The sequence below is a fragment of the Streptomyces sp. 8K308 genome, from assembly GCF_004348315.1.
GTDB lineage: Bacteria > Actinomycetota > Actinomycetes > Streptomycetales > Streptomycetaceae > Streptomyces.
This window is the reverse complement of sequence record NZ_SMKC01000150.1, coordinates 1-15757: the sequence shown is the minus strand read 5'-3', so window position 1 is coordinate 15757 and position 15757 is coordinate 1. Positions and strand designations below refer to the sequence as shown.

General features: G+C 73.8%; 20 protein-coding genes, 1 pseudogene and 1 riboswitch. Of the genes and pseudogenes, 11 read left to right on the top strand and 10 right to left on the bottom strand.

Annotation, left to right across the window (positions count from 1 at the left end; all coding sequences use genetic code 11):
• Window positions 1-461 (bottom strand): winged helix-turn-helix domain-containing protein (locus tag E1265_RS20465; protein WP_243740969.1); only part of this gene is annotated, 461 nt, incomplete at its 3' end.
• Between the two features lie 28 nt (window positions 462-489).
• Here E1265_RS20465 and E1265_RS20460 point away from each other — a divergent pair.
• From E1265_RS20460 to E1265_RS20445, 4 genes are all read left to right on the top strand, one after another.
• Window positions 490-1308 carry a methyltransferase domain-containing protein gene (locus tag E1265_RS20460; RefSeq protein ID WP_132932021.1) on the top strand — a complete coding sequence of 273 codons (819 nt, stop codon included), beginning with the start codon at window positions 490-492 and terminating at the stop codon, window positions 1306-1308.
• Between the two features lie 83 nt (window positions 1309-1391).
• Window positions 1392-2441 (top strand): MerR family transcriptional regulator, encoded by a 1050-nt coding sequence (locus E1265_RS20455; protein WP_207931143.1) that lies wholly within the window; start codon window positions 1392-1394, stop codon window positions 2439-2441.
• 1 nt (window position 2442) lies between these two features.
• Window positions 2443-3117: a hypothetical protein gene (locus E1265_RS20450; protein ID WP_132932019.1), complete on the top strand. Its 675-nt coding sequence runs from the start codon at window positions 2443-2445 to the stop codon at window positions 3115-3117.
• Window positions 3118-3126: 9 nt separating this feature from the next.
• Window positions 3127-3603: a MarR family winged helix-turn-helix transcriptional regulator gene (locus E1265_RS20445; RefSeq protein WP_132932017.1), complete on the top strand. Its 477-nt coding sequence runs from the start codon at window positions 3127-3129 to the stop codon at window positions 3601-3603.
• Here E1265_RS20445 and E1265_RS20440 read toward each other — a convergent pair.
• Entirely contained in the window at window positions 3551-4426 is an 876-nt protein-coding gene (locus tag E1265_RS20440; protein ID WP_132932015.1) for a helix-turn-helix transcriptional regulator, read from the bottom strand. The two genes, E1265_RS20445 and E1265_RS20440, sit on opposite strands and share 53 nt — an antisense overlap.
• Before the next feature lie 80 nt (window positions 4427-4506).
• Here E1265_RS20440 and E1265_RS20435 point away from each other — a divergent pair.
• From E1265_RS20435 to E1265_RS20425, 3 genes and pseudogenes are all read left to right on the top strand, one after another.
• Window positions 4507-5120 (top strand): annotated as a pseudogene (locus E1265_RS20435) (short chain dehydrogenase).
• A 51-nt stretch (window positions 5121-5171) separates the two neighbouring features.
• A complete protein-coding gene (locus E1265_RS20430) occupies window positions 5172-5699 on the top strand; it encodes a hypothetical protein (protein ID WP_132932013.1) in 528 nt (175 codons plus the stop codon).
• Entirely contained in the window at window positions 5696-6568 is an 873-nt protein-coding gene (locus E1265_RS20425) for an aminoglycoside phosphotransferase family protein (RefSeq protein WP_132932011.1), read from the top strand. The genes E1265_RS20430 and E1265_RS20425 overlap by 4 nt, the downstream gene beginning before the upstream one ends.
• On the opposite strand, the gene E1265_RS20420 is transcribed toward E1265_RS20425, so the two are convergent.
• Window positions 6547-6951: a VOC family protein gene (locus E1265_RS20420; RefSeq protein WP_132932009.1), complete on the bottom strand. Its 405-nt coding sequence runs from the start codon at window positions 6949-6951 to the stop codon at window positions 6547-6549. The two genes, E1265_RS20425 and E1265_RS20420, sit on opposite strands and share 22 nt — an antisense overlap.
• An 89-nt stretch (window positions 6952-7040) precedes the next feature.
• On the opposite strand from E1265_RS20420, the gene E1265_RS20415 reads away from it, so the two are divergent.
• On the top strand, window positions 7041-7694 hold the full coding sequence (locus E1265_RS20415) for a helix-turn-helix domain-containing protein (RefSeq protein ID WP_243740970.1): 654 nt from the start codon (window positions 7041-7043) through the stop codon (window positions 7692-7694).
• Here the strand turns inward: E1265_RS20415 and E1265_RS20410 are convergent.
• The 3 genes from E1265_RS20410 to E1265_RS20400 all read right to left on the bottom strand — a co-directional run bounded on the left by E1265_RS20410 (window position 7684) and on the right by E1265_RS20400 (window position 9546).
• Window positions 7684-8076 carry a VOC family protein gene (locus E1265_RS20410; protein ID WP_132932007.1) on the bottom strand — a complete coding sequence of 131 codons (393 nt, stop codon included), beginning with the start codon at window positions 8074-8076 and terminating at the stop codon, window positions 7684-7686. The genes E1265_RS20415 and E1265_RS20410 overlap by 11 nt on opposite strands.
• A gap of 287 nt (window positions 8077-8363) precedes the next feature.
• On the bottom strand, window positions 8364-9026 hold the full coding sequence (locus E1265_RS20405; protein ID WP_132932005.1) for a restriction endonuclease: 663 nt from the start codon (window positions 9024-9026) through the stop codon (window positions 8364-8366).
• 133 nt (window positions 9027-9159) lie between these two features.
• Entirely contained in the window at window positions 9160-9546 is a 387-nt protein-coding gene (locus tag E1265_RS20400) for a cupin domain-containing protein (protein WP_132932003.1), read from the bottom strand.
• A gap of 89 nt (window positions 9547-9635) precedes the next feature.
• Here E1265_RS20400 and E1265_RS20395 point away from each other — a divergent pair, with 89 nt between their 5' ends.
• The gene (locus E1265_RS20395) at window positions 9636-10106 is read left to right on the top strand and encodes a MarR family transcriptional regulator (protein WP_132932001.1); all 471 of its coding nucleotides are present in this window, start codon (window positions 9636-9638) and stop codon (window positions 10104-10106) included.
• Between the two features lie 44 nt (window positions 10107-10150).
• On the opposite strand, the gene E1265_RS20390 is transcribed toward E1265_RS20395, so the two are convergent.
• From E1265_RS20390 to E1265_RS20380, 3 genes are all read right to left on the bottom strand, one after another.
• The gene (locus tag E1265_RS20390) at window positions 10151-11029 is read right to left on the bottom strand and encodes a GNAT family N-acetyltransferase (RefSeq protein ID WP_132932000.1); all 879 of its coding nucleotides are present in this window, start codon (window positions 11027-11029) and stop codon (window positions 10151-10153) included.
• On the bottom strand, window positions 11026-11577 hold the full coding sequence (locus tag E1265_RS20385) for a DUF2269 domain-containing protein (RefSeq protein WP_132931998.1): 552 nt from the start codon (window positions 11575-11577) through the stop codon (window positions 11026-11028). Before E1265_RS20385 ends, E1265_RS20390 begins: the two co-directional genes overlap by 4 nt.
• An 86-nt stretch (window positions 11578-11663) precedes the next feature.
• Window positions 11664-12008, bottom strand: coding sequence for a hypothetical protein (locus tag E1265_RS20380; RefSeq protein ID WP_165953814.1), 345 nt, complete (start codon window positions 12006-12008; stop codon window positions 11664-11666).
• Here E1265_RS20380 and E1265_RS20375 point away from each other — a divergent pair.
• Window positions 11996-12601: a TIGR03086 family metal-binding protein gene (locus E1265_RS20375; RefSeq protein ID WP_243740968.1), complete on the top strand. Its 606-nt coding sequence runs from the start codon at window positions 11996-11998 to the stop codon at window positions 12599-12601. The two genes, E1265_RS20380 and E1265_RS20375, sit on opposite strands and share 13 nt — an antisense overlap.
• A 41-nt stretch (window positions 12602-12642) precedes the next feature.
• On the opposite strand, the gene thiC is transcribed toward E1265_RS20375, so the two are convergent.
• Window positions 12643-14283: a phosphomethylpyrimidine synthase ThiC gene (gene thiC / locus E1265_RS20370; RefSeq protein ID WP_132931992.1), complete on the bottom strand. Its 1641-nt coding sequence runs from the start codon at window positions 14281-14283 to the stop codon at window positions 12643-12645.
• Window positions 14276-14386: riboswitch (TPP riboswitch) on the bottom strand. Its footprint overlaps the gene before it by 8 nt.
• Before the next feature lie 98 nt (window positions 14387-14484).
• On the opposite strand from thiC, the gene E1265_RS20365 reads away from it, so the two are divergent.
• A partial coding sequence (locus tag E1265_RS20365; protein WP_243740967.1) for a YibE/F family protein occupies window positions 14485-15757 on the top strand: 1273 nt, incomplete at its 3' end.

The following is a 15757-nucleotide window of genomic DNA, read 5'->3' as shown; positions in this document are numbered from 1 at the left end:
GTGCCGGGGGTGAGGTCGATCCGGGCGGGTGCGGCGCGCAGCGCGTCGAAGACGCCCTGGTCGGGCGGTCGGGTGAAGAGGTCGGGGGTGACCGGTGTGGCGGATGTGGTCGGGGACGTGGGGGCCGGCCTGGCGGGCTCGGTCAGAGGCGCGGCGACGACGGCCGTGCCGTTGCGGCGGTGGCCCTCGGCGTGGCCGTCCTCGGTCAGGCGCCGGTATGCCTCGGTGACGACGCCGCGTGAGACGCCGAGTTCGGCGGCGAGCACCCGGGTGGGCGGGAGCCGGCTGCCGACCGGGAGCCGACCGTCGGCGACGGCGCGCCTGAGCTGGCGGGCCAGCCAGTCGGCGCGGCCGCCGCGCGGGGCCTGGGCGATGTCGAGCTGGAGGAAGTCGGAGGTGCCACCGGCCGAGGGGCCACCCGCTTTGGACCGGTCGGAGCGATCGACATTGGACCTGTGCACCGGACCATAGTGGCAGCAGTCTTGCCGCATGGACTCGTTGATCGGTTATGTACACGGCTACTCGGAGCGCGAGGCGCGCCGGCTCGGTGACCAGGCGGACACGCTGGCCCGGCTGCTGCACGCCGGCACGACCTATCCCCCCGGCAGTCGGGTGCTTGAGGCCGGCTGCGGCGTGGGGGCGCAGACGGTGCACCTGGTGGCCAACAGCCCTGGCGTGCGGTGGGTGGCGCTCGACCGCTCGGCCGAGTCGTTGGCCACCGCGCGGGCGCGGGTCACGGCCGCCTCGCCGGAGGCCGAGATCCGCTGGTGCCACGCCGACGTCTACGAGCTCCCTTTCGCCGATGAGGAGTTCGACCACGTCTTCGTCTGTTTCCTGCTTGAGCACCTGTCCAACAGGCAGCGGGCGCTCGCCGAGCTGCGCCGGGTGCTGCGCCCGGGCGGCAGCCTGACGGTGATCGAGGGGGACCACGGCACGGCGTTCTTCCACCCGGACAGCCCGTACGCCAGGGCCGTGATCGAGTGCCAGGTCAGGCTCCAGCGGATGGCCGGCGGCGACGCGCACACCGGGCGCGCGGTGGGGCCGCTGCTGCGCGGGGCGGGCTTCGAGGACGTGTCGGTCGAGGTGCGGACGGTCTACGCGGACGACGCGAGGCCGGACCTGATGGCGGACTTCGTGCTCGACACCTTCGCCGCGATGATCGGCGGGGTCCGCGAACAGGCGCTGGAGGCCGACCTCATGACGCCGAGCGACTGGGAGCGTGGGATGGCCGACCTGTACCGGACGGCGGGCGTGGACGGGACGTTCCACTACGCCTTCTTCAAGGGGGTCGGCGTCCGGCCGGACTGACCCGGCCTGACCCGGCCTGACCCGGTCAGGCGCGGTCGACGTGGCTTGACCTTCAGGTCGGACGAACCTCCAGAATCGCGGCCATGGAACGCGAGACGGACCGTCCACCCGAGATGAGCATCGGCGCCTTCGCCAGGCGCGTCGGCGTCGCGCCCAGCGCGCTGCGCTTCTACGACGACTGCGGGCTGCTGCGCCCCGACCGGGTGGACCCCGTCACCGGCTACCGCTACTACGCGCCCGAGCAGGAGGCGCGCGGGGTGCTGGTGCGACGGCTGCGCGACGCGGGGCTGCCGCTGGTGGACGCGGCGGTGGTGCTCGACGGGGAGGCCGAGGAGGCCAGGGCGACGCTCCACGCCCATCTGCGCCGCACCTGCGAGCTCGCCTCGGCCGCCAGGGCGGCCGTCGAGGAGGTCCTGCGCGGGCTGCCGACCAGCGGCCGGCGGTCGGTGGCGCGGCTCGGTGGCGCCGAACTGGCCAGCGCGGTGCGGCAGGTGACGCCGGCGGTGGCCGAGTCCTGGCCGCCGGCGCTCGCCGGGGTGCTGGTCGAGCTGGGCGGCGGGGAGCTGCGTCTGGTGGCCAGCGACCGCTACCGTCTCGCGCTGCGGGTGCTGCGCCCCGCCGCGCTCGACGGCGACGCGGGCCGGCTGCTGGTGGAGGCGGGCGCGCTGCGCGAGGCGGCCGCCTGGGCGCTGCCGGAGCCGGAGGTCGAGGTGGTGGTCGACGGCGCGGGGGCTCGACTGCGCGCCGGAGCGCGCGAGCGGGAGCTGCCGATCGTGGGCGAGGAGTTCCCCGATTATCGGGAGATGCTGGCGGCGTTGGACGCCCCGCGCGGCCGGTTGATCGTGGACCGTCTCGCGCTGCGGGACGCGGTGCCGGCCGAGGGGCTCGCGGTCCTGCGGACGCGGGACGGCGGGATCACGGTCGGCGCGACGGCGTTGCGCGGCGTCGTCTCGGGGGCGCCGCCGTCGCCCGTCGCCTTCGACCCCGCGCGGCTGCTACCCACCCTGGAGGCGAGCGTGGGGCCCGACGTGCTGCTCGAGCTGGTCTCCGAAGCGGCCCCCGTGGTCGTCAGGTCGGCGGACCAGGGCAGCTTCACCACCCTGTTGATGCCGGTGCGCGCGAGGGAGAGCTGAGATGGATCCGGAGAACAGGGTCGATCCGGAGAACAAGGTGGTCCGGCTGTGCGTGGCCGGCATGGCGGCGGAGGCCGAGGGGGAGCCGGCGCGGGCGCGCGAGCTGTTCGAACGCGCCTGGGCGGCGGCCGGCGACGACTACGAGCGCTGCGTCGCGGCGCACTACGTCGCCCGGCACCAGGACACCCCGGAGGAGACGCTGCGCTGGAACGAGGAGTGCCTGCGGCTCGCGGACGCGGTGGGGGACGGGAGGGTGGTCGGGTTCTACGCCTCGCTGCACCTGAACATCGCGCAGGCGCATGGGACGTTGGGGCGCGACGGGGCGGCGCGCGAGCACTTCGCGCTGGCCGCGGGGCACGTTGACGCGGTGCCCGAGGGGCAGTACCGGGAGTGGATCCGGTTCGCCATCGCCCGGGGGCTGCGGGACCAGGCGGCGGACGGCAGGTTCGCCGAGCTCGACGCGCTGGTGGAAGGCTGGCGGGAGCGCGGCGAGTTGACCGCGTTGGCCCTGGTGCTGCCCGCGCTCCTCGGCGACCTCGGGGAGCTCGGCCCGCCGGGGGACGGGGAACGACTGGTCACGGCGCTGCGCATGCTGCATTCTTCCGGCCGGCTGCCGGACGGGGAACGGGCGGAGCTGGGGCGGGTGATCGGTTCGCTGGCCGGCGGGGCGCGTTAGGGTCGTGCCATGGCGACGGCGGAAGGTGAGCGCGGGGGCATCTCCCAGGTGCCCGTTCGGCTGCGCGAGAAGGCGAGCTGGCTCATCACCCACGCCGCGACGCCGGCCGGCCGGCTGTCGTCCGAGGCGTTCGCCGGCGTCGGCGCCCGCCGCTACCACTATCCGCTGCTCGCGGCGCTCGCCGAGTTCGGCCCGGCCAGCCAGGCGGCGCTCGGCCGGCGCTGCGGCATCGACCGCAGCGACGTGGTCGCCGCGCTCAACGAGCTGGTGGCGGCCGGGCAGGTGGTGCGCAGCCCCGACCCGGCCGACCGGCGGCGCAACGTCATCACCCTGACGCCCGAGGGCACGCGGCAGTTGGAGCGTGCCGACGAGGCGCTGGCCGCCGCCCAGGACGCGCTGCTCGCGCCGCTCTCCGCGGCGGAGCGCGCCGAACTCATCCGGCTGCTGGCCCGGGTCCTCGACCACTGGACGGACGACCCGCGGTGACGCCCGCGGCGAGCCTGGCCAGCGCGGCGGCCGAGGCGCTGCCGGGCTCGGCCGCGTAGAGCGCGAGCCGCTGCCCGCTGCCGTCGCCGAGGTCGAGCAGCTGGTGGGTGAGGGTGAGCGGCCCGACGGTCGGGTGCCGGTAGCGGCGGACGTGCGAGGGGCAGCCGGCCACCGGATGCGTCCGCCAGAGCGCGGAGAACTCCGGGCTGCGCTCGGCGAGTTCGGCGATCAACGCGGCCAGCGCCCGGTCGCCGGGGCGCCTTCCGGCGATGAGCCGCAGGTCGGCGACGGTGTCCCGGCACTTGACCGGCCACCCCTCTCCGAACAGGCGGCGGGCGGCCGGGTCGAGGAAGACCAGGCGGGCGGCGTTGGGCGGCTCGTCGAACGGCAGGTGGCCGGCGAGCAGCGCGTGCGCGCCCGCGTTCCACGCCACGATGTCGACGCGGTCGCCGAGCACCAGGGCCGGGGTAGCGCCCAGCGAGTCGAGCAGCGTACGCACGCCGGGGCGCACGGACTCGGTCCGCGCGGGTGCGCTGTCGGTGCGCGCCGGGCGCACCAGCGCGCGCAGATGGGTCCGCTCGGCCTCGTCGAGCCGCAGCGCCCTGGCCACCGCGTCGAGCACGGCCTCCGAGACGCGCGACGTCTGCCCCTGCTCGAGCCTGGTGTAGTAGCCGGGGCTGATGCCGGCGAGCTGGGCCAGCTCCTCGCGGCGCAGCCCGGGCACGCGGCGCCGGCCGCCGTAGTCGGGCAGCCCGGCGTCGGCGGGCCGCAGCCGGGCCCGCCGCGAGCGGAGGAAGGGGCTGAGGTCGGGATGGGGCCGCATGTTCCCCGAGACTACGTCTGCCGGGGATAGTCACGGCGGTGGGCTGGCTGGGGCCAGGCTGCGGGGCGAGGGTGGGGCGCATGAGGATTCTGGTGATCGGTGCCGGAGGCACCATCGGACGCGCGGTCGTGGCGGAGCTGACGGGGGCGGGCCACGAGGTGGTGCCCGCCTCCCGGAGCGCGCCCCCCCCGACACCCGCGTCGACATGGCCGACCCCGACTCGGTGGCCGCGCTGCTGGACCGGGCCGGCGAGCTCGACGCGGTGGTGTGCTGCGCGGCCAGCGGGGCGCTGGTCCGACTCGACGAGGGCGAGGACGCCGAGTACCTGGCCGGCCTCGAGGGAAAGCTGCTCGGCCACGTCCGGCTGGTGCGGCAGGCGCTCCCCCGGCTGCGCGACGGCGGCTCCATCACGCTGACCAGCGGCGCCTTCGCCGAGCCCACGCCGGGGGGCACGTTCGCCGCCCTGGTCAACGCGGGGCTCGAGGCGTTCGTCGAGGCCGCGGCCGTCGAGCCGCTGCGCGGGGTGCGGATCAACGCCGTCAGCCCGGGGTGGGTGACGGAGACGTTGGAGGCCCTGTCCATGGACCCGTCGGCCGGGACGCCGGCCCGTGAGGTGGCGCGGGCGTACGTGGCGGCCGTGACCGGCCGCGACCGGGGCCGGGTGTTCCGGCCGGGCGCCGACGGGATCCGCTGACAGCGCGGACCCTGGGGCCGGCCGTAGGCGGGCGTACGTACACTCCCGCGCATGGCGATTCTGAAGGCGACCATGCGGCAGCAGGTCGCGGAGGCGATAGCGCGGGACAACCCGACGGACCGGCCGTTGGTCACCGTCCACGGCATCACCGGGCCGAGCCCGTATCTCATGAGCGGCCTCGGGCTGCTCGGGCAACTCTTCATCGACTACTACTTCGTGACCATCACCGAGCAGGCCGTCGTCTTCCACCGGGCGAGCCGGGCCAGCAACCGGCCCAAGGAACTGGCGTTCGTGGTCGGCAGGGCCGAGGCGGCCGCGCTGGTCAGCGACGGGCGGCGGGGCACGCTCTGGAGCTCGTTCCGCTTCCGCTTCCCTGGGCGGGAGAAGCCGACCAGGATCAACGTGGGCCGGCAGTGGCGAGCCGAGCTCGACCAGTTCATGCCGCTGATCCTCGGCGGTCCCATGGCCACGCCGCCGCCGCCGGCGCCCGGGCCCTACCCGCCTGGTCATCCCGGTGGTCAGCAGATGCCACACCAGGCCGGTCCGTACCCGCCCGGAGGGCACGGGTATTCGCGGTGACGGGTCCGGATCTGGCCGCGATCGCCGCCGTCGCCAGGCGGCACGGGGTCGCGGCGGGCGGGGTGCGGCCCGCGGCGCGGCAGGGCATCGCCTCGCAAGTCCACCTGCTGGGCGAGGAGTTGGTCCTCAAGGTGGCCCGCGCCGGAGAACCGGGTTTCGCCGCCGACCTGCGCAAGGAGGCCGTCGTCATCCCGCATGCCGCGCGTCTGGGCGTGCGCGCCCCGGAGATCGTGGAGTTCGATGGCGTGGGGGAGGCGTTGGGCGCCCCCTATCTGGTCCAGCGCCGCGCGCCCGGCGTCGCGCCGCAAGGCGACGAGCCCGGGCCCGACGCGTACCGGGAACTTGGCCGGCAGCTCGCCCTGCTGCACGCCGCGCCCCCGGCGTCGCTGGCCGGCGTGGCGGAGGACCGGGCTGGGAACCCGCGTCGCGGCATCGAGGACCTGGCCGCCAGGGGCTACCTCAGCGCCGGGCTCGCCCGCTGGCTGACCGGCTGGCTCGACGAACTCGCCGGCCAGGCGCCGGCCGAGCCGCCGCTGGTTCTCACGCACGGCGACATCTCGGCCGGCAACCTTCTGGTCGACCCCGCCAGCGGCGCCCTCACCGCGCTGATCGACTGGGGCGACGCGGTCCACGCCGACCCGGCCGCCGAGTTCGCCAAGGTGCCGCCGCGCGCCGTCCGTTCGGTGCTCGCCGGCTACGCGCCAGGCGAGGAGGAGGCGTGGTGGCCCAGGATCCTGTGGCACCACGTCGTCTGGGCCGTCTTCCGGCTGCCCACCGGGCCCGAGCCGCCGACGTCCACGCACTGGAGCGCCCAGCCCGCCAACCGGCTGCTCGAACTGTTACGCCACTACGCCCCCTTCGCCGGCTGAACGAGGTCCCAGCGGTTGCCGTAGCGGTCGACGAAGACCGCGACCCGGCCGTAGGGCGCCGTCCACGGCTGCTTCTCGATCGTCACCCCGGCGGCCGTGAACCGCGCGAAGTCGGTGTCGAAGTCGTCGGTGTAGAGGAAGAAGCCGACCCGGCCGCCGGTCTGGTCGCCGATCCGGTCGCGCTGGCGGTCGGTGACCGCCCGGGCCAGCAGCAGTCCGGTCTGCGCGTCGGGCCCCGGGGCGACCACCACCCAGCGCTTGCCCGGGTAGTCCTCGGGGTGTGGGGTGTCCTCGCGCAACTCGAAGCCGAGCGAACCCGTGTAGTACGCGATGGCCTCGTCGTAGTCGGGGACGACGAGGGCGAGCAGTCCGAGATGCCTCATCGGGGCAGCATGCCATCCTGGGTCGTGTGGCCGCCGGTGGGTATCGGGAGCGGCCGGCGTCGCGGGACGCCGGCCTCCCCGGCGCGGTCGTGTGGGAGAAGACGGCGGTGGCGGACCGCGTCGGCCGGGTGTTGCCCGACGGCTGCATGGACCTGATCTGGTACGGCACGCGGCTGCTCGTGGCCGGCCCCGACACCCGGGCGCACCTGGTGGGCGGCGCGGTCGGCGCGAGCTACACGGGGCTGCGGTTCGCGCCGGGGTTCGGCCCGCTGGTGTTCGGGCTGCCGGCGGACGAGCTGACCGATCGGCGCGTGTGGCTGGACGAGCTGTGGCCCGACCGGACGGTGCGGGAGTTGACGGAGCGGGTGGCGGGCGCGGCCGGGGTCGGCGCGGCCCTGGAGGCGGTGGCCACCGGGCGGCTCGCCGCCGCGCCGCCCGAGCCGGAGCCTGAGCTGTGGCGGTCCCGGGCGGTGGCGGCGCTGGGCGCCGGCCACGGCGTGGCCGAGACCGCGCGCGAGCTCGGGCTGAGCGAGCGGCAGCTGCGCCGCCGCAGCCTGGCCGCCTTCGGCTACGGGCCCAAGACGCTGGCGCGGGTGCTGCGCCTGCGGCGCGCGCTGCGGCTCACCGACGCCGGCACCCCGCCGGCCACGGTCGCGGCGTTGGCCGGCTACGCCGACCAGGCGCACCTGGCCCGCGAGGTGCGGGAGTTGGCGGGGGTGCCGCTGACGTGGCTCAGGGGGTGAGCGGTGCGAAGAGGTCGACGCCGTTGCCGTCCGGATCGAGGACGATGGCGTAGCGCTGGCCCCAGAACGCGTCCCACGGCTTCTTCTCGCCGACGTACCCGGCGGCGGTGAGCTCGGCGTAGACGGCGTCCACGTCCGCCGGGTCGTCGCAGCGGAAGGCGAGACCGAGGCGACCGCCCGTTCCCGGGGTCCACTCCGGGTGGAACCCCTTGACCGTCGCCACGGTGTCCCAGGCGATGCGCAGCCCGCCGGGCAGCGCGGCCTCCACGTGCGGCTGGCTGTCCGCCCCCTCGGGGATGTCGAGGCCGAGCCGCCGATAGAAGGCGAGCGAGGCCGCCATGTCGTCGGTGACAAGGCCGATGAGGTCGAATCGTGCTGTCATGCCGCCGAGGCTAGGCGGCGCGGCCGGGGCGGTCTTGAAGGAAACGGACACCGTGCCGGGGGAACGCGGGAACGCATTTTCGACGGTTCGGTTATCCACAGGTCCGTGTCCCGTTTGACCTGGGACGTCGCCCGGGCTGTGGATAACTCCGGACCTGTGGATAACTTGGGGACGGCGTGTCACCCTGTGGATAACCCGCCTGTGGATAACTTTCGGCTACACTGCGGCACGGCCCGAAGCCGCAACTCCTGTTTGCGACTTCGGGCCCTCTCATGCCACGCGCCGGATCACCCCAGATCGGGTCGCCAGTCCCGGCTCATCTGCAATCGCTGCAGGTCATCGCGGATTTCGACGAGTCGCTGCCGGTGCTCGCCCGACGTCTCGATGAGGTGGTTGAGCAGCGGCGTGACGGCGGTGCGAATCACCTGCCGGACCGACTCCTCGGCCACCGCGACCATCCGCTCGTCGACGAGCAGCTGGACGTACCGCTCCAGCTCGTGCAGGGCCCGCAGCGGAAAGTTATCCACAGGCTCGCGGGCCGCCGAGCGGTGGGCCTCCGCCTCGACGTCGAGCAGGTAGGACCGCACCTGACGTGCGACGACGCTGTCCCGCAGCAGCATCCCGACGTTCAGCACCGCCCGCCGAGGGTAGAGGGTGAGGCCTCGACCAGGCGTTCTAAGGGACACGTTGTCCCTTAGAAACTCGTGCAGCTCCGCGCCACGCAGGGTGTACATCCCGCTGGCCTCCAGCTCGGCTCGGTGTCGCACGACGATCTTCTTGATGGCCTCGATGTCGACCTCGTAGTACGCGGCGACCATCCGCGTCGTCACGTGCAGACCGTCCGGCAGCGTGCGGAGCGCCTTGACCCGATCGAGTGCCTCGACCCGGTCGACGACGCGGCCGCGCAGCTCCCGCGATTCCAGCAGCTCGCTCTCGTGGACGTACTTCATCGCTCTCCCTCCCGAGCCCGATGGCTCGACGGACGGCGTAGTGTCTCTACGCCATCCGGGTTAACGAGGAAGATCCTGCAAAGATGCGGGCGAATCATACGCACATGTCTGAAGTGGGGCAAGTCATATGAATTCATTCCGCCCAGGGGATCGTTCTGACCTCGCCGGTCTCGGTCACCGTGGCTCGGCCGCCGACCGCCATGCAGACCACCGCCTCGACGGGCCCGCCGCCCACGGCCGACACCTGTCGCGGCTCGCCCGCCGGCAGGATCGCCGCCTGTCCTGGGGCGACGTGCCGGGGCTCGGTGTCCCCGTCGCCCGAGGCGACGGCGAGGGTGCCGGTCAGCGGCAGCCAGACCTGTTCGCGGTCGATGGAGTGCCAGGGGCCGCGGGCGCCCGGCGCCATCCGCACCCGCCACGCGCTGAGCTCGCGGGAGCCCCGGCTCGGCGTGGCCAGCCTTGTCATCTCGGCGTTCGGGGTGGCGATGGTGTCGTCCTCGGTGGGCGTGTTGACGTGCATGGGCTGGTGCCTCCTGGCGGGCGATAAGTAAAGCTGCTTTACTCGGCCTCTCGGCGGTGAGTAAAGCAGCTTTACTCGTGTGTGTCACCATGGACCCCGTGCCAGCGCCCCCACCCGAGACCGAGCTGACCTTCCTCCTCGGCATGGGCTTCCAGCTCCTCCTCGCCGAGTTCGAGGCCCGCCTCGCCGAGCAGGGGCACGGAGACCTCCGACCCATCCATGGCCTCGCCTTCCAGGCCCTGCGCCCGGCCGGCGCGACCAGCAGCGAGCTGGCCGCCCGGCTCGGCGTCACCAAGCAGGCCGCCGGGCAGATCGTCGACGACCTGGAGCGGCGCGGCTATGTGCGGCGTGAGCCGCACCCGGCCGGCGGTCGGCGCCGGCTGGTGGTGCTCACCGAGGCCGCGCACCGGCATCTCGCCGTCGCCGGGCGGGTGCTGCACGGCCTGGAGGCGGAGCTCGCCGACCGTCTCGACGTGACCGTGCTGCGCGCGGACCTCGAACGGCTGGTGGGGGTGTTGGCGGACGGCCGGCCGCTGCCGCCGCTGCGGCCGGTCTGGTAGCGCGGCCCTCCAGCGCCCTTCGGCCCGGTGCCCTCAAGCGCCCTTCAGCCCAGTGCGACCGAGTAGGGCGCGAAGCGGCGGGTGATGTCGCCGGGGATGTCGGGGGCGCCGAGCACCATCAGGGCGCAGGGGCGGTCGCCGGTCAGGCCGTTGGCGCGGAGCCAGCGGTCGAGTTCGGGGTGGCGGGCGTCCACGTCGTAGCGGATGGCGCGTGGGGCCTCGGCGCCGAGTCGGGCGATCAGGGCCTGGGCGGTGGCGGTGTCGTCCGCGACGACCGGGCCGATGACGATGCTCGAGGGGTTGGGCCAGGCGGCGGCGAAGCCGGTGAGCCGTCCCGTGGCGGCGTCCTCGGCGACCAGGAACCGGTCGGCGAAGGCCGGCAGCCGGGTCAGCAGCGCGGTGCGGTCGGTACCGAACACCGGGCCGTCGTAGGCCAGCACCGCCGGCAGGTCGGCGGCGGTCGCCGGCCGCACGGTCGACGCCGCTCCGGCCGGCGGCGGCACGGCGCCGGTGAAGGTGCCGCGGATGGTGGTGACCGTGCCGACCGCCTTGAAACCGAGCTGCTCGTAGAGCGGCCGGCCCTGGTCCGTGGCGCTGAGGAACACGGTGACCGGGCCGCACTCGGCCAACGCGTGCCGCATCAGGTGGCGGGCGATGCCGCGGCGGGCGTACCGCTCGGCGACCAGCACCATGCTCAGGCAGCGGTGGCGGTCCCCGTAGGCGGTGACGACGACGGTGGCGATCAGCCCGCCCGCCCGGTCGCCGGCCGGGGCGTCGATGCCGTAGCCCTGCCCGGCGGTGAGCAGCAGCCGCCACTTGTGCTCCTCGCGCGTCCAGTCCCGGCTGTCCGCCAGGTCGAGGCAGGCCGTGAGGTCGGTCAGGTCGAGGCGGCGGACGGGCAGGTCGGCTGCGGAGAACGTCACCGCCCCACGGTGACCGATGCCCGGCCCGCGACGCGAGTGGTTTTCGTCCGCCGCGCGGCCAGCGCCGCCCGCCCGCGCCGGGTCGGGCCCCACGGCTTGAGGACGGATATCGCGGTCATGAAGAGGTAGAGGCCGAGCGAGACGCTGGGCGGCGCGACGAGGCCGGCCGGGTCGGGCACCGCCCGACCCACGGCGACCTCGGCGGCGGCCTCGTCGATCGTGGCGCGGAACGCGAGCAACGAGGCGACGCCGGCGACCAGGGTGAGCCAGAACTTGGCGTAGACCCAGCGGTAGCGGGCCAGCCCCCACGGCGTGCCGAGCGAGAGCACCAGGCCGGAGACGAAGGTGGTCAGGGCGAGCGGAGCGATCAGCCAGTCGCCGAAGATCTTCATGGCGCGGTAGGCGGCCTCGGCCGTGGCGGCCGAGTCGGTGGTGGCGCCGGCGATGCCGAGCACCAGCAGGCAGAGGGTGAGGCCGAGCCAGCCGACGGACACGACGACATGCCCGACGACGAGGGCCCGGCGGACCGGACGACGTAGCTCTCTCATACCGCCACGGTCCCGCGCGATCCCCGCGCGAGGCGTCTGACGGAGGGAGTAACCGCGGCTACTCCGTCCCGAGTACGGGCGCGCCGTCAGCCGTCGCCGAAGGGATCGCCGGCCACCCCGGCGAGCCGGATCAGTCCTGGCCCGTGGCCGAACGCCTCGGGGACGAGCACCCACAGGGTGTACGTCACGCCGTGCTCGGCCGCGTGCCGCGTCGCCCAGGCCAGCACCTCGTCGACGTCGACGCCCGTCACCTCGTACTCGTCCGCGGAGTTGACCGCCCGGTCCCAGAAGTGGACCCGGTAGCGCACGTCGTCCTGCTCCCAGGTGGTGTCCCGCGGGTCGACGCCGCGGACGCGCATCGTGCCGGCCGGGGAGTGCTCCGGCGATGAGTTTTCCGGCCCCGCGTGGTCATCACGGTGTGAACGACTCATCCATCCCCCTTGATCTCGGCCCGGCCGCCGATGGCGTCGCGGGGCTGCTCGACGGCGTCCCCGAGGAGCGGTTCGGCGCTCGGACGCCGTGTCCCGACTACCGGGTCGACGACCTGCTGCGCCATCTGCTGGGTCTGACGTTGGCGTTCCGGGCCGCCGCGCGCAAGGAGTTCGGGCCGCTGACGGACGTGAGCCCCACCGATCCCGCCATGCCCGCGCCCTCCCTCGAAGGCGACTGGCGCGGCCGGCTGCGCCGCCAGCTCGACGAGCTCGCGGCGGCCTGGCGGGAGCCGGCCGCCTGGCGGGGCGACACCAGGGCCGGCGGCGTCGGCCTGCCGGCCGAGGTCATGGGCCGGGTGGCGCTCAACGAACTGCTGCTGCACGGCTGGGACCTGGCCCGCGCCACCGGCCAGCCGTACGGCGCGGACGACGCCACCGCCGCCGCGTCGATCGCGCTGCTCTCCCAGGAGACCGACCCGGCGGCCCGCGCCGGCACCGGCTTCGGCCCGCCGGTCCCGATCGCGGACGACGCGCCGCCCCTCGACCGCGCCGTGGCCCTCAGCGGCCGGGACCCCGGCTGGGCGGCGGCGTGATCGGGCCCGGCCCGGCGGGGGGCCGGGCCGGGCCCGTGCGGTCAGTCGGCCAGTGGCAGGTAGACGCGGTTGCCGGCGTCGGCGAACTCGCGGGACTTGGCGGCCATGCCGGCCTCGATCTGGTCGCCCGTGAGGGCGAGTTGGTCGCCGTAGTCGTTCCTGATGTCGCGGCTGATCTTCATCGAGCAGAACTTCGGGCCGCACATGGAGCAGAAGTGGGCCGTCTTGGCCGGCTCGGCCGGCAGGGTCTCGTCGTGGAAGGAGCGGGCCGTGTCGGGGTCGAGGGCCAGGTTGAACTGGTCCTCCCAGCGGAACTCGAAGCGCGCGTCGGAGAGCGCGTCGTCCCAGACCTGGGCGCCCGGGTGGCCCTTGGCCAGGTCGGCGGCGTGGGCGGCGATCTTGTAGGTGATGACGCCGGTCTTGACGTCGTCGCGGTTGGGGAGGCCGAGGTGTTCCTTCGGCGTGACGTAGCAGAGCATGGCCGTGCCCCACCAGGCGATCATCGCGGCGCCGATGCCCGAGGTGATGTGGTCGTAGGCGGGGGCGATGTCGGTGGTGAGGGGGCCGAGGGTGTAGAAGGGCGCGCCGTCGCAGATCTCCTGCTGGAGGTCGATGTTCTCCTTGATCTTGTGCATCGGGACGTGTCCCGGGCCCTCGATCATGGTCTGCACGTCGTGTTCGCGCGCGATCCGGTTGAGCTCGCCGAGGGTGCGGAGTTCGGCGAACTGCGCCTCGTCGTTGGCGTCGGCGATGGATCCGGGGCGGAGGCCGTCGCCGAGCGAGAAGGTGATGTCGTAGGCGCGCAGGATCTCGCAGAGCTCGGCGAAGTGGGTGTAGAGGAAGCTCTCCCGGTGGTGGGCCAGGCACCAGGCGGCCATGATGGAGCCGCCGCGGGAGACGATGCCGGTCTTGCGGCGCGCGGTCAGCGGCACGTAGCGCAGTAGCACGCCGGCGTGCACGGTCATGTAGTCGACGCCCTGCTCGGCCTGTTCGACCACGGTGTCGCGGTAGATCTCCCAGGTCAGTTCCTCGGCCCTGCCGCCGACCTTCTCCAGCGCCTGGTAGATGGGGACGGTGCCGACGGGGACCGGCGAGTTGCGGAGGATCCACTCACGGGTGGTGTGGATGTCGCGGCCGGTGGAGAGGTCCATGATGGTGTCGGCGCCCCAGCGGGTGGCCCACGTCATCTTCTCCACCTCCTCGTCGATGGACGAGGTGACGGCCGAGTTGCCGATGTTGGCGTTGACCTTCACCAGGAAGTTCCGGCCGATGATCATCGGCTCGGACTCCGGGTGGTTGACGTTCACCGGCAGCACGGCGCGGCCGGCGGCGATCTCGTCGCGGACGAACTCGGGGCTCGTGTTCTCCCGGATGGCGACGAACTCCATCTCGGGCGTGATCTCCCCGCGCCTGGCGTACGCGAGTTGGGTGACGGCGCCCGTGCCGTCCGCCCGGCGCTCGTCGATCCACGGGCGCCGCAGCGGCGGGAGGCCGCGGCGGACGTCGGTGGTCACCGCGGGGTCGGTGTAGGGCCCCGAGGTGTCGTAGAGCGTGACGGCGTTGCCGTCGGTGAGGTGCACCCTGCGCACCGGCACCCGCAGATCCGGGCGTGATCCGGTGATATATCCCTTGTGTGAACCGATGACGGGCGTGCTCGACGTGCCCGTTTCCCGCTTGGTCATCAGACCCACTCCCTACGCCGGCATTACCCGGTAACAGGTTCGGCGGTCGGCGCAGCGGCAGCGCCCTCTCAGCCCCGTGCTCGGAGCTCCCGCGATGTGTTGCTTGGTCGCGTCCCCACGCTAACGGCATGACGCGCGTGCTGAACAGGGGGCCGTCGGTCTGACGGGCGTCCGATGGGCTTCTTAGGCGATGATCGGCGGGTGACCGAACACCACGAAGGCCATCACGGCCACTCTCACCAGCACGGCACGCCGGCTCCCGTCTCGGCGCATCTGCGCCGGGTCATCGCGGCGGTGCTGATCCCGTTCGCGGCGCTGATGGCGGCCGGCCTCGTGCTGCTGTGGCCGGGCGGGGAGCCGGAGCCCGCGGAGCGCACGGGCGTCGGCTTCGACCAGCAGCTCGAACAGGCGCGGGTGACCGAGGTCGTCGAGACGTCCTGCGAGGAGCTCGGCGTCCAGCTGACGGCGGGCGTCGAGGGCGCCTGCGCGGAGGCCACGGTGGAGGTGACCTCGGGTCCTGACACCGGGCGCACGTTCACCGAGGTGGTGACGCCGGACGCCTCGCAGCAGTTCCACGTGGGGCAGGAGGTGGTGGTCGCCTTCGCGCCGGACGCCCCGGAGGAGCTGCAGTACAGCATCTCGGACGTGGACCGGCAGGTGCCGATGCTGTGGCTGGCCGCCATCTTCGCGGTGGTGGTGGTGCTGGTCGGGCGGCTGCGGGGGCTGTTGGCGCTGGTGGGGCTCGTGGTGAGCTTCGCGGTGCTGACGCTGTTCATCCTGCCGGCGATCCTCGGCGGCTCGAACCCGCTGCTGGTGGCGGTGGTCGGCGGCAGCGTGATCATGCTGGCCGCGCTCTACCTGTGCCACGGGGTGAACGCGCGGACCTCGGTCGCGGTGCTCGGCACGCTGGTCTCGCTGGTGCTGATCGGGCTGCTCGGCTCGGTGTTCATCGAGTGGGCGCACCTGAGCGGCAACACGGACGACCAGACCGGGCTCGTGCACAGCCTCTATCCGGAGATCGAGATCCAGGGCCTGCTGCTCGCCGGCATCCTGATCGGCTCGCTCGGGGTGCTCGACGACGTGACCGTGACCCAGACCTCGGCCGTGTGGGAGCTCAAGCGGGCGAACCCGGGGGCGGGTTGGCTGACGCTCTACCGCTCGGCGATGCGGATCGGCCGGGACCACATCGCGTCGGTGGTGAACACGCTGGTGCTGGCCTACGCGGGTGCCGCGCTGCCGCTGCTGCTGCTGTTCACGATCGCGCGGGCCAGCGTGTCCACGGTGGCGTTCAGCGAGTTGGTCTCCGAGGAGATCGTGCGGACCCTCGTCGGGTCGATCGGCCTGGTGGCCTCGGTGCCGGTGACGACGCTGCTCGCGGCGCTCATGGTGAGCGCGGACCGGCCGGCGCCGGGCGCGGCGGCGATCCCGGCGCCGGCGGGCGCGCCGGCCGGCGGGGTGGCGACCGGGACGGCGG

Coding starts and splice junctions, on each gene's coding strand:
- E1265_RS20460 (WP_132932021.1), top strand. CDS start 490: ATGGACTCGTTGATCGGTTATGTACACGGCTACTCGGAGCGCGAGGCG.
- E1265_RS20455 (WP_207931143.1), top strand. CDS start 1,392: ATGGAACGCGAGACGGACCGTCCACCCGAGATGAGCATCGGCGCCTTC.
- E1265_RS20450 (WP_132932019.1), top strand. CDS start 2,443: ATGGATCCGGAGAACAGGGTCGATCCGGAGAACAAGGTGGTCCGGCTG.
- E1265_RS20445 (WP_132932017.1), top strand. CDS start 3,127: ATGGCGACGGCGGAAGGTGAGCGCGGGGGCATCTCCCAGGTGCCCGTT.
- E1265_RS20440 (WP_132932015.1), bottom strand. CDS start 4,426: ATGCGGCCCCATCCCGACCTCAGCCCCTTCCTCCGCTCGCGGCGGGCC.
- E1265_RS20430 (WP_132932013.1), top strand. CDS start 5,172: ATGGCGATTCTGAAGGCGACCATGCGGCAGCAGGTCGCGGAGGCGATA.
- E1265_RS20420 (WP_132932009.1), bottom strand. CDS start 6,951: ATGAGGCATCTCGGACTGCTCGCCCTCGTCGTCCCCGACTACGACGAG.
- E1265_RS20410 (WP_132932007.1), bottom strand. CDS start 8,076: ATGACAGCACGATTCGACCTCATCGGCCTTGTCACCGACGACATGGCG.
- E1265_RS20405 (WP_132932005.1), bottom strand. CDS start 9,026: ATGAAGTACGTCCACGAGAGCGAGCTGCTGGAATCGCGGGAGCTGCGC.
- E1265_RS20400 (WP_132932003.1), bottom strand. CDS start 9,546: ATGCACGTCAACACGCCCACCGAGGACGACACCATCGCCACCCCGAAC.
- E1265_RS20395 (WP_132932001.1), top strand. CDS start 9,636: ATGGACCCCGTGCCAGCGCCCCCACCCGAGACCGAGCTGACCTTCCTC.
- E1265_RS20385 (WP_132931998.1), bottom strand. CDS start 11,577: ATGAGAGAGCTACGTCGTCCGGTCCGCCGGGCCCTCGTCGTCGGGCAT.
- E1265_RS20380 (WP_165953814.1), bottom strand. CDS start 12,008: ATGAGTCGTTCACACCGTGATGACCACGCGGGGCCGGAAAACTCATCG.
- thiC (WP_132931992.1), bottom strand. CDS start 14,283: ATGACCAAGCGGGAAACGGGCACGTCGAGCACGCCCGTCATCGGTTCA.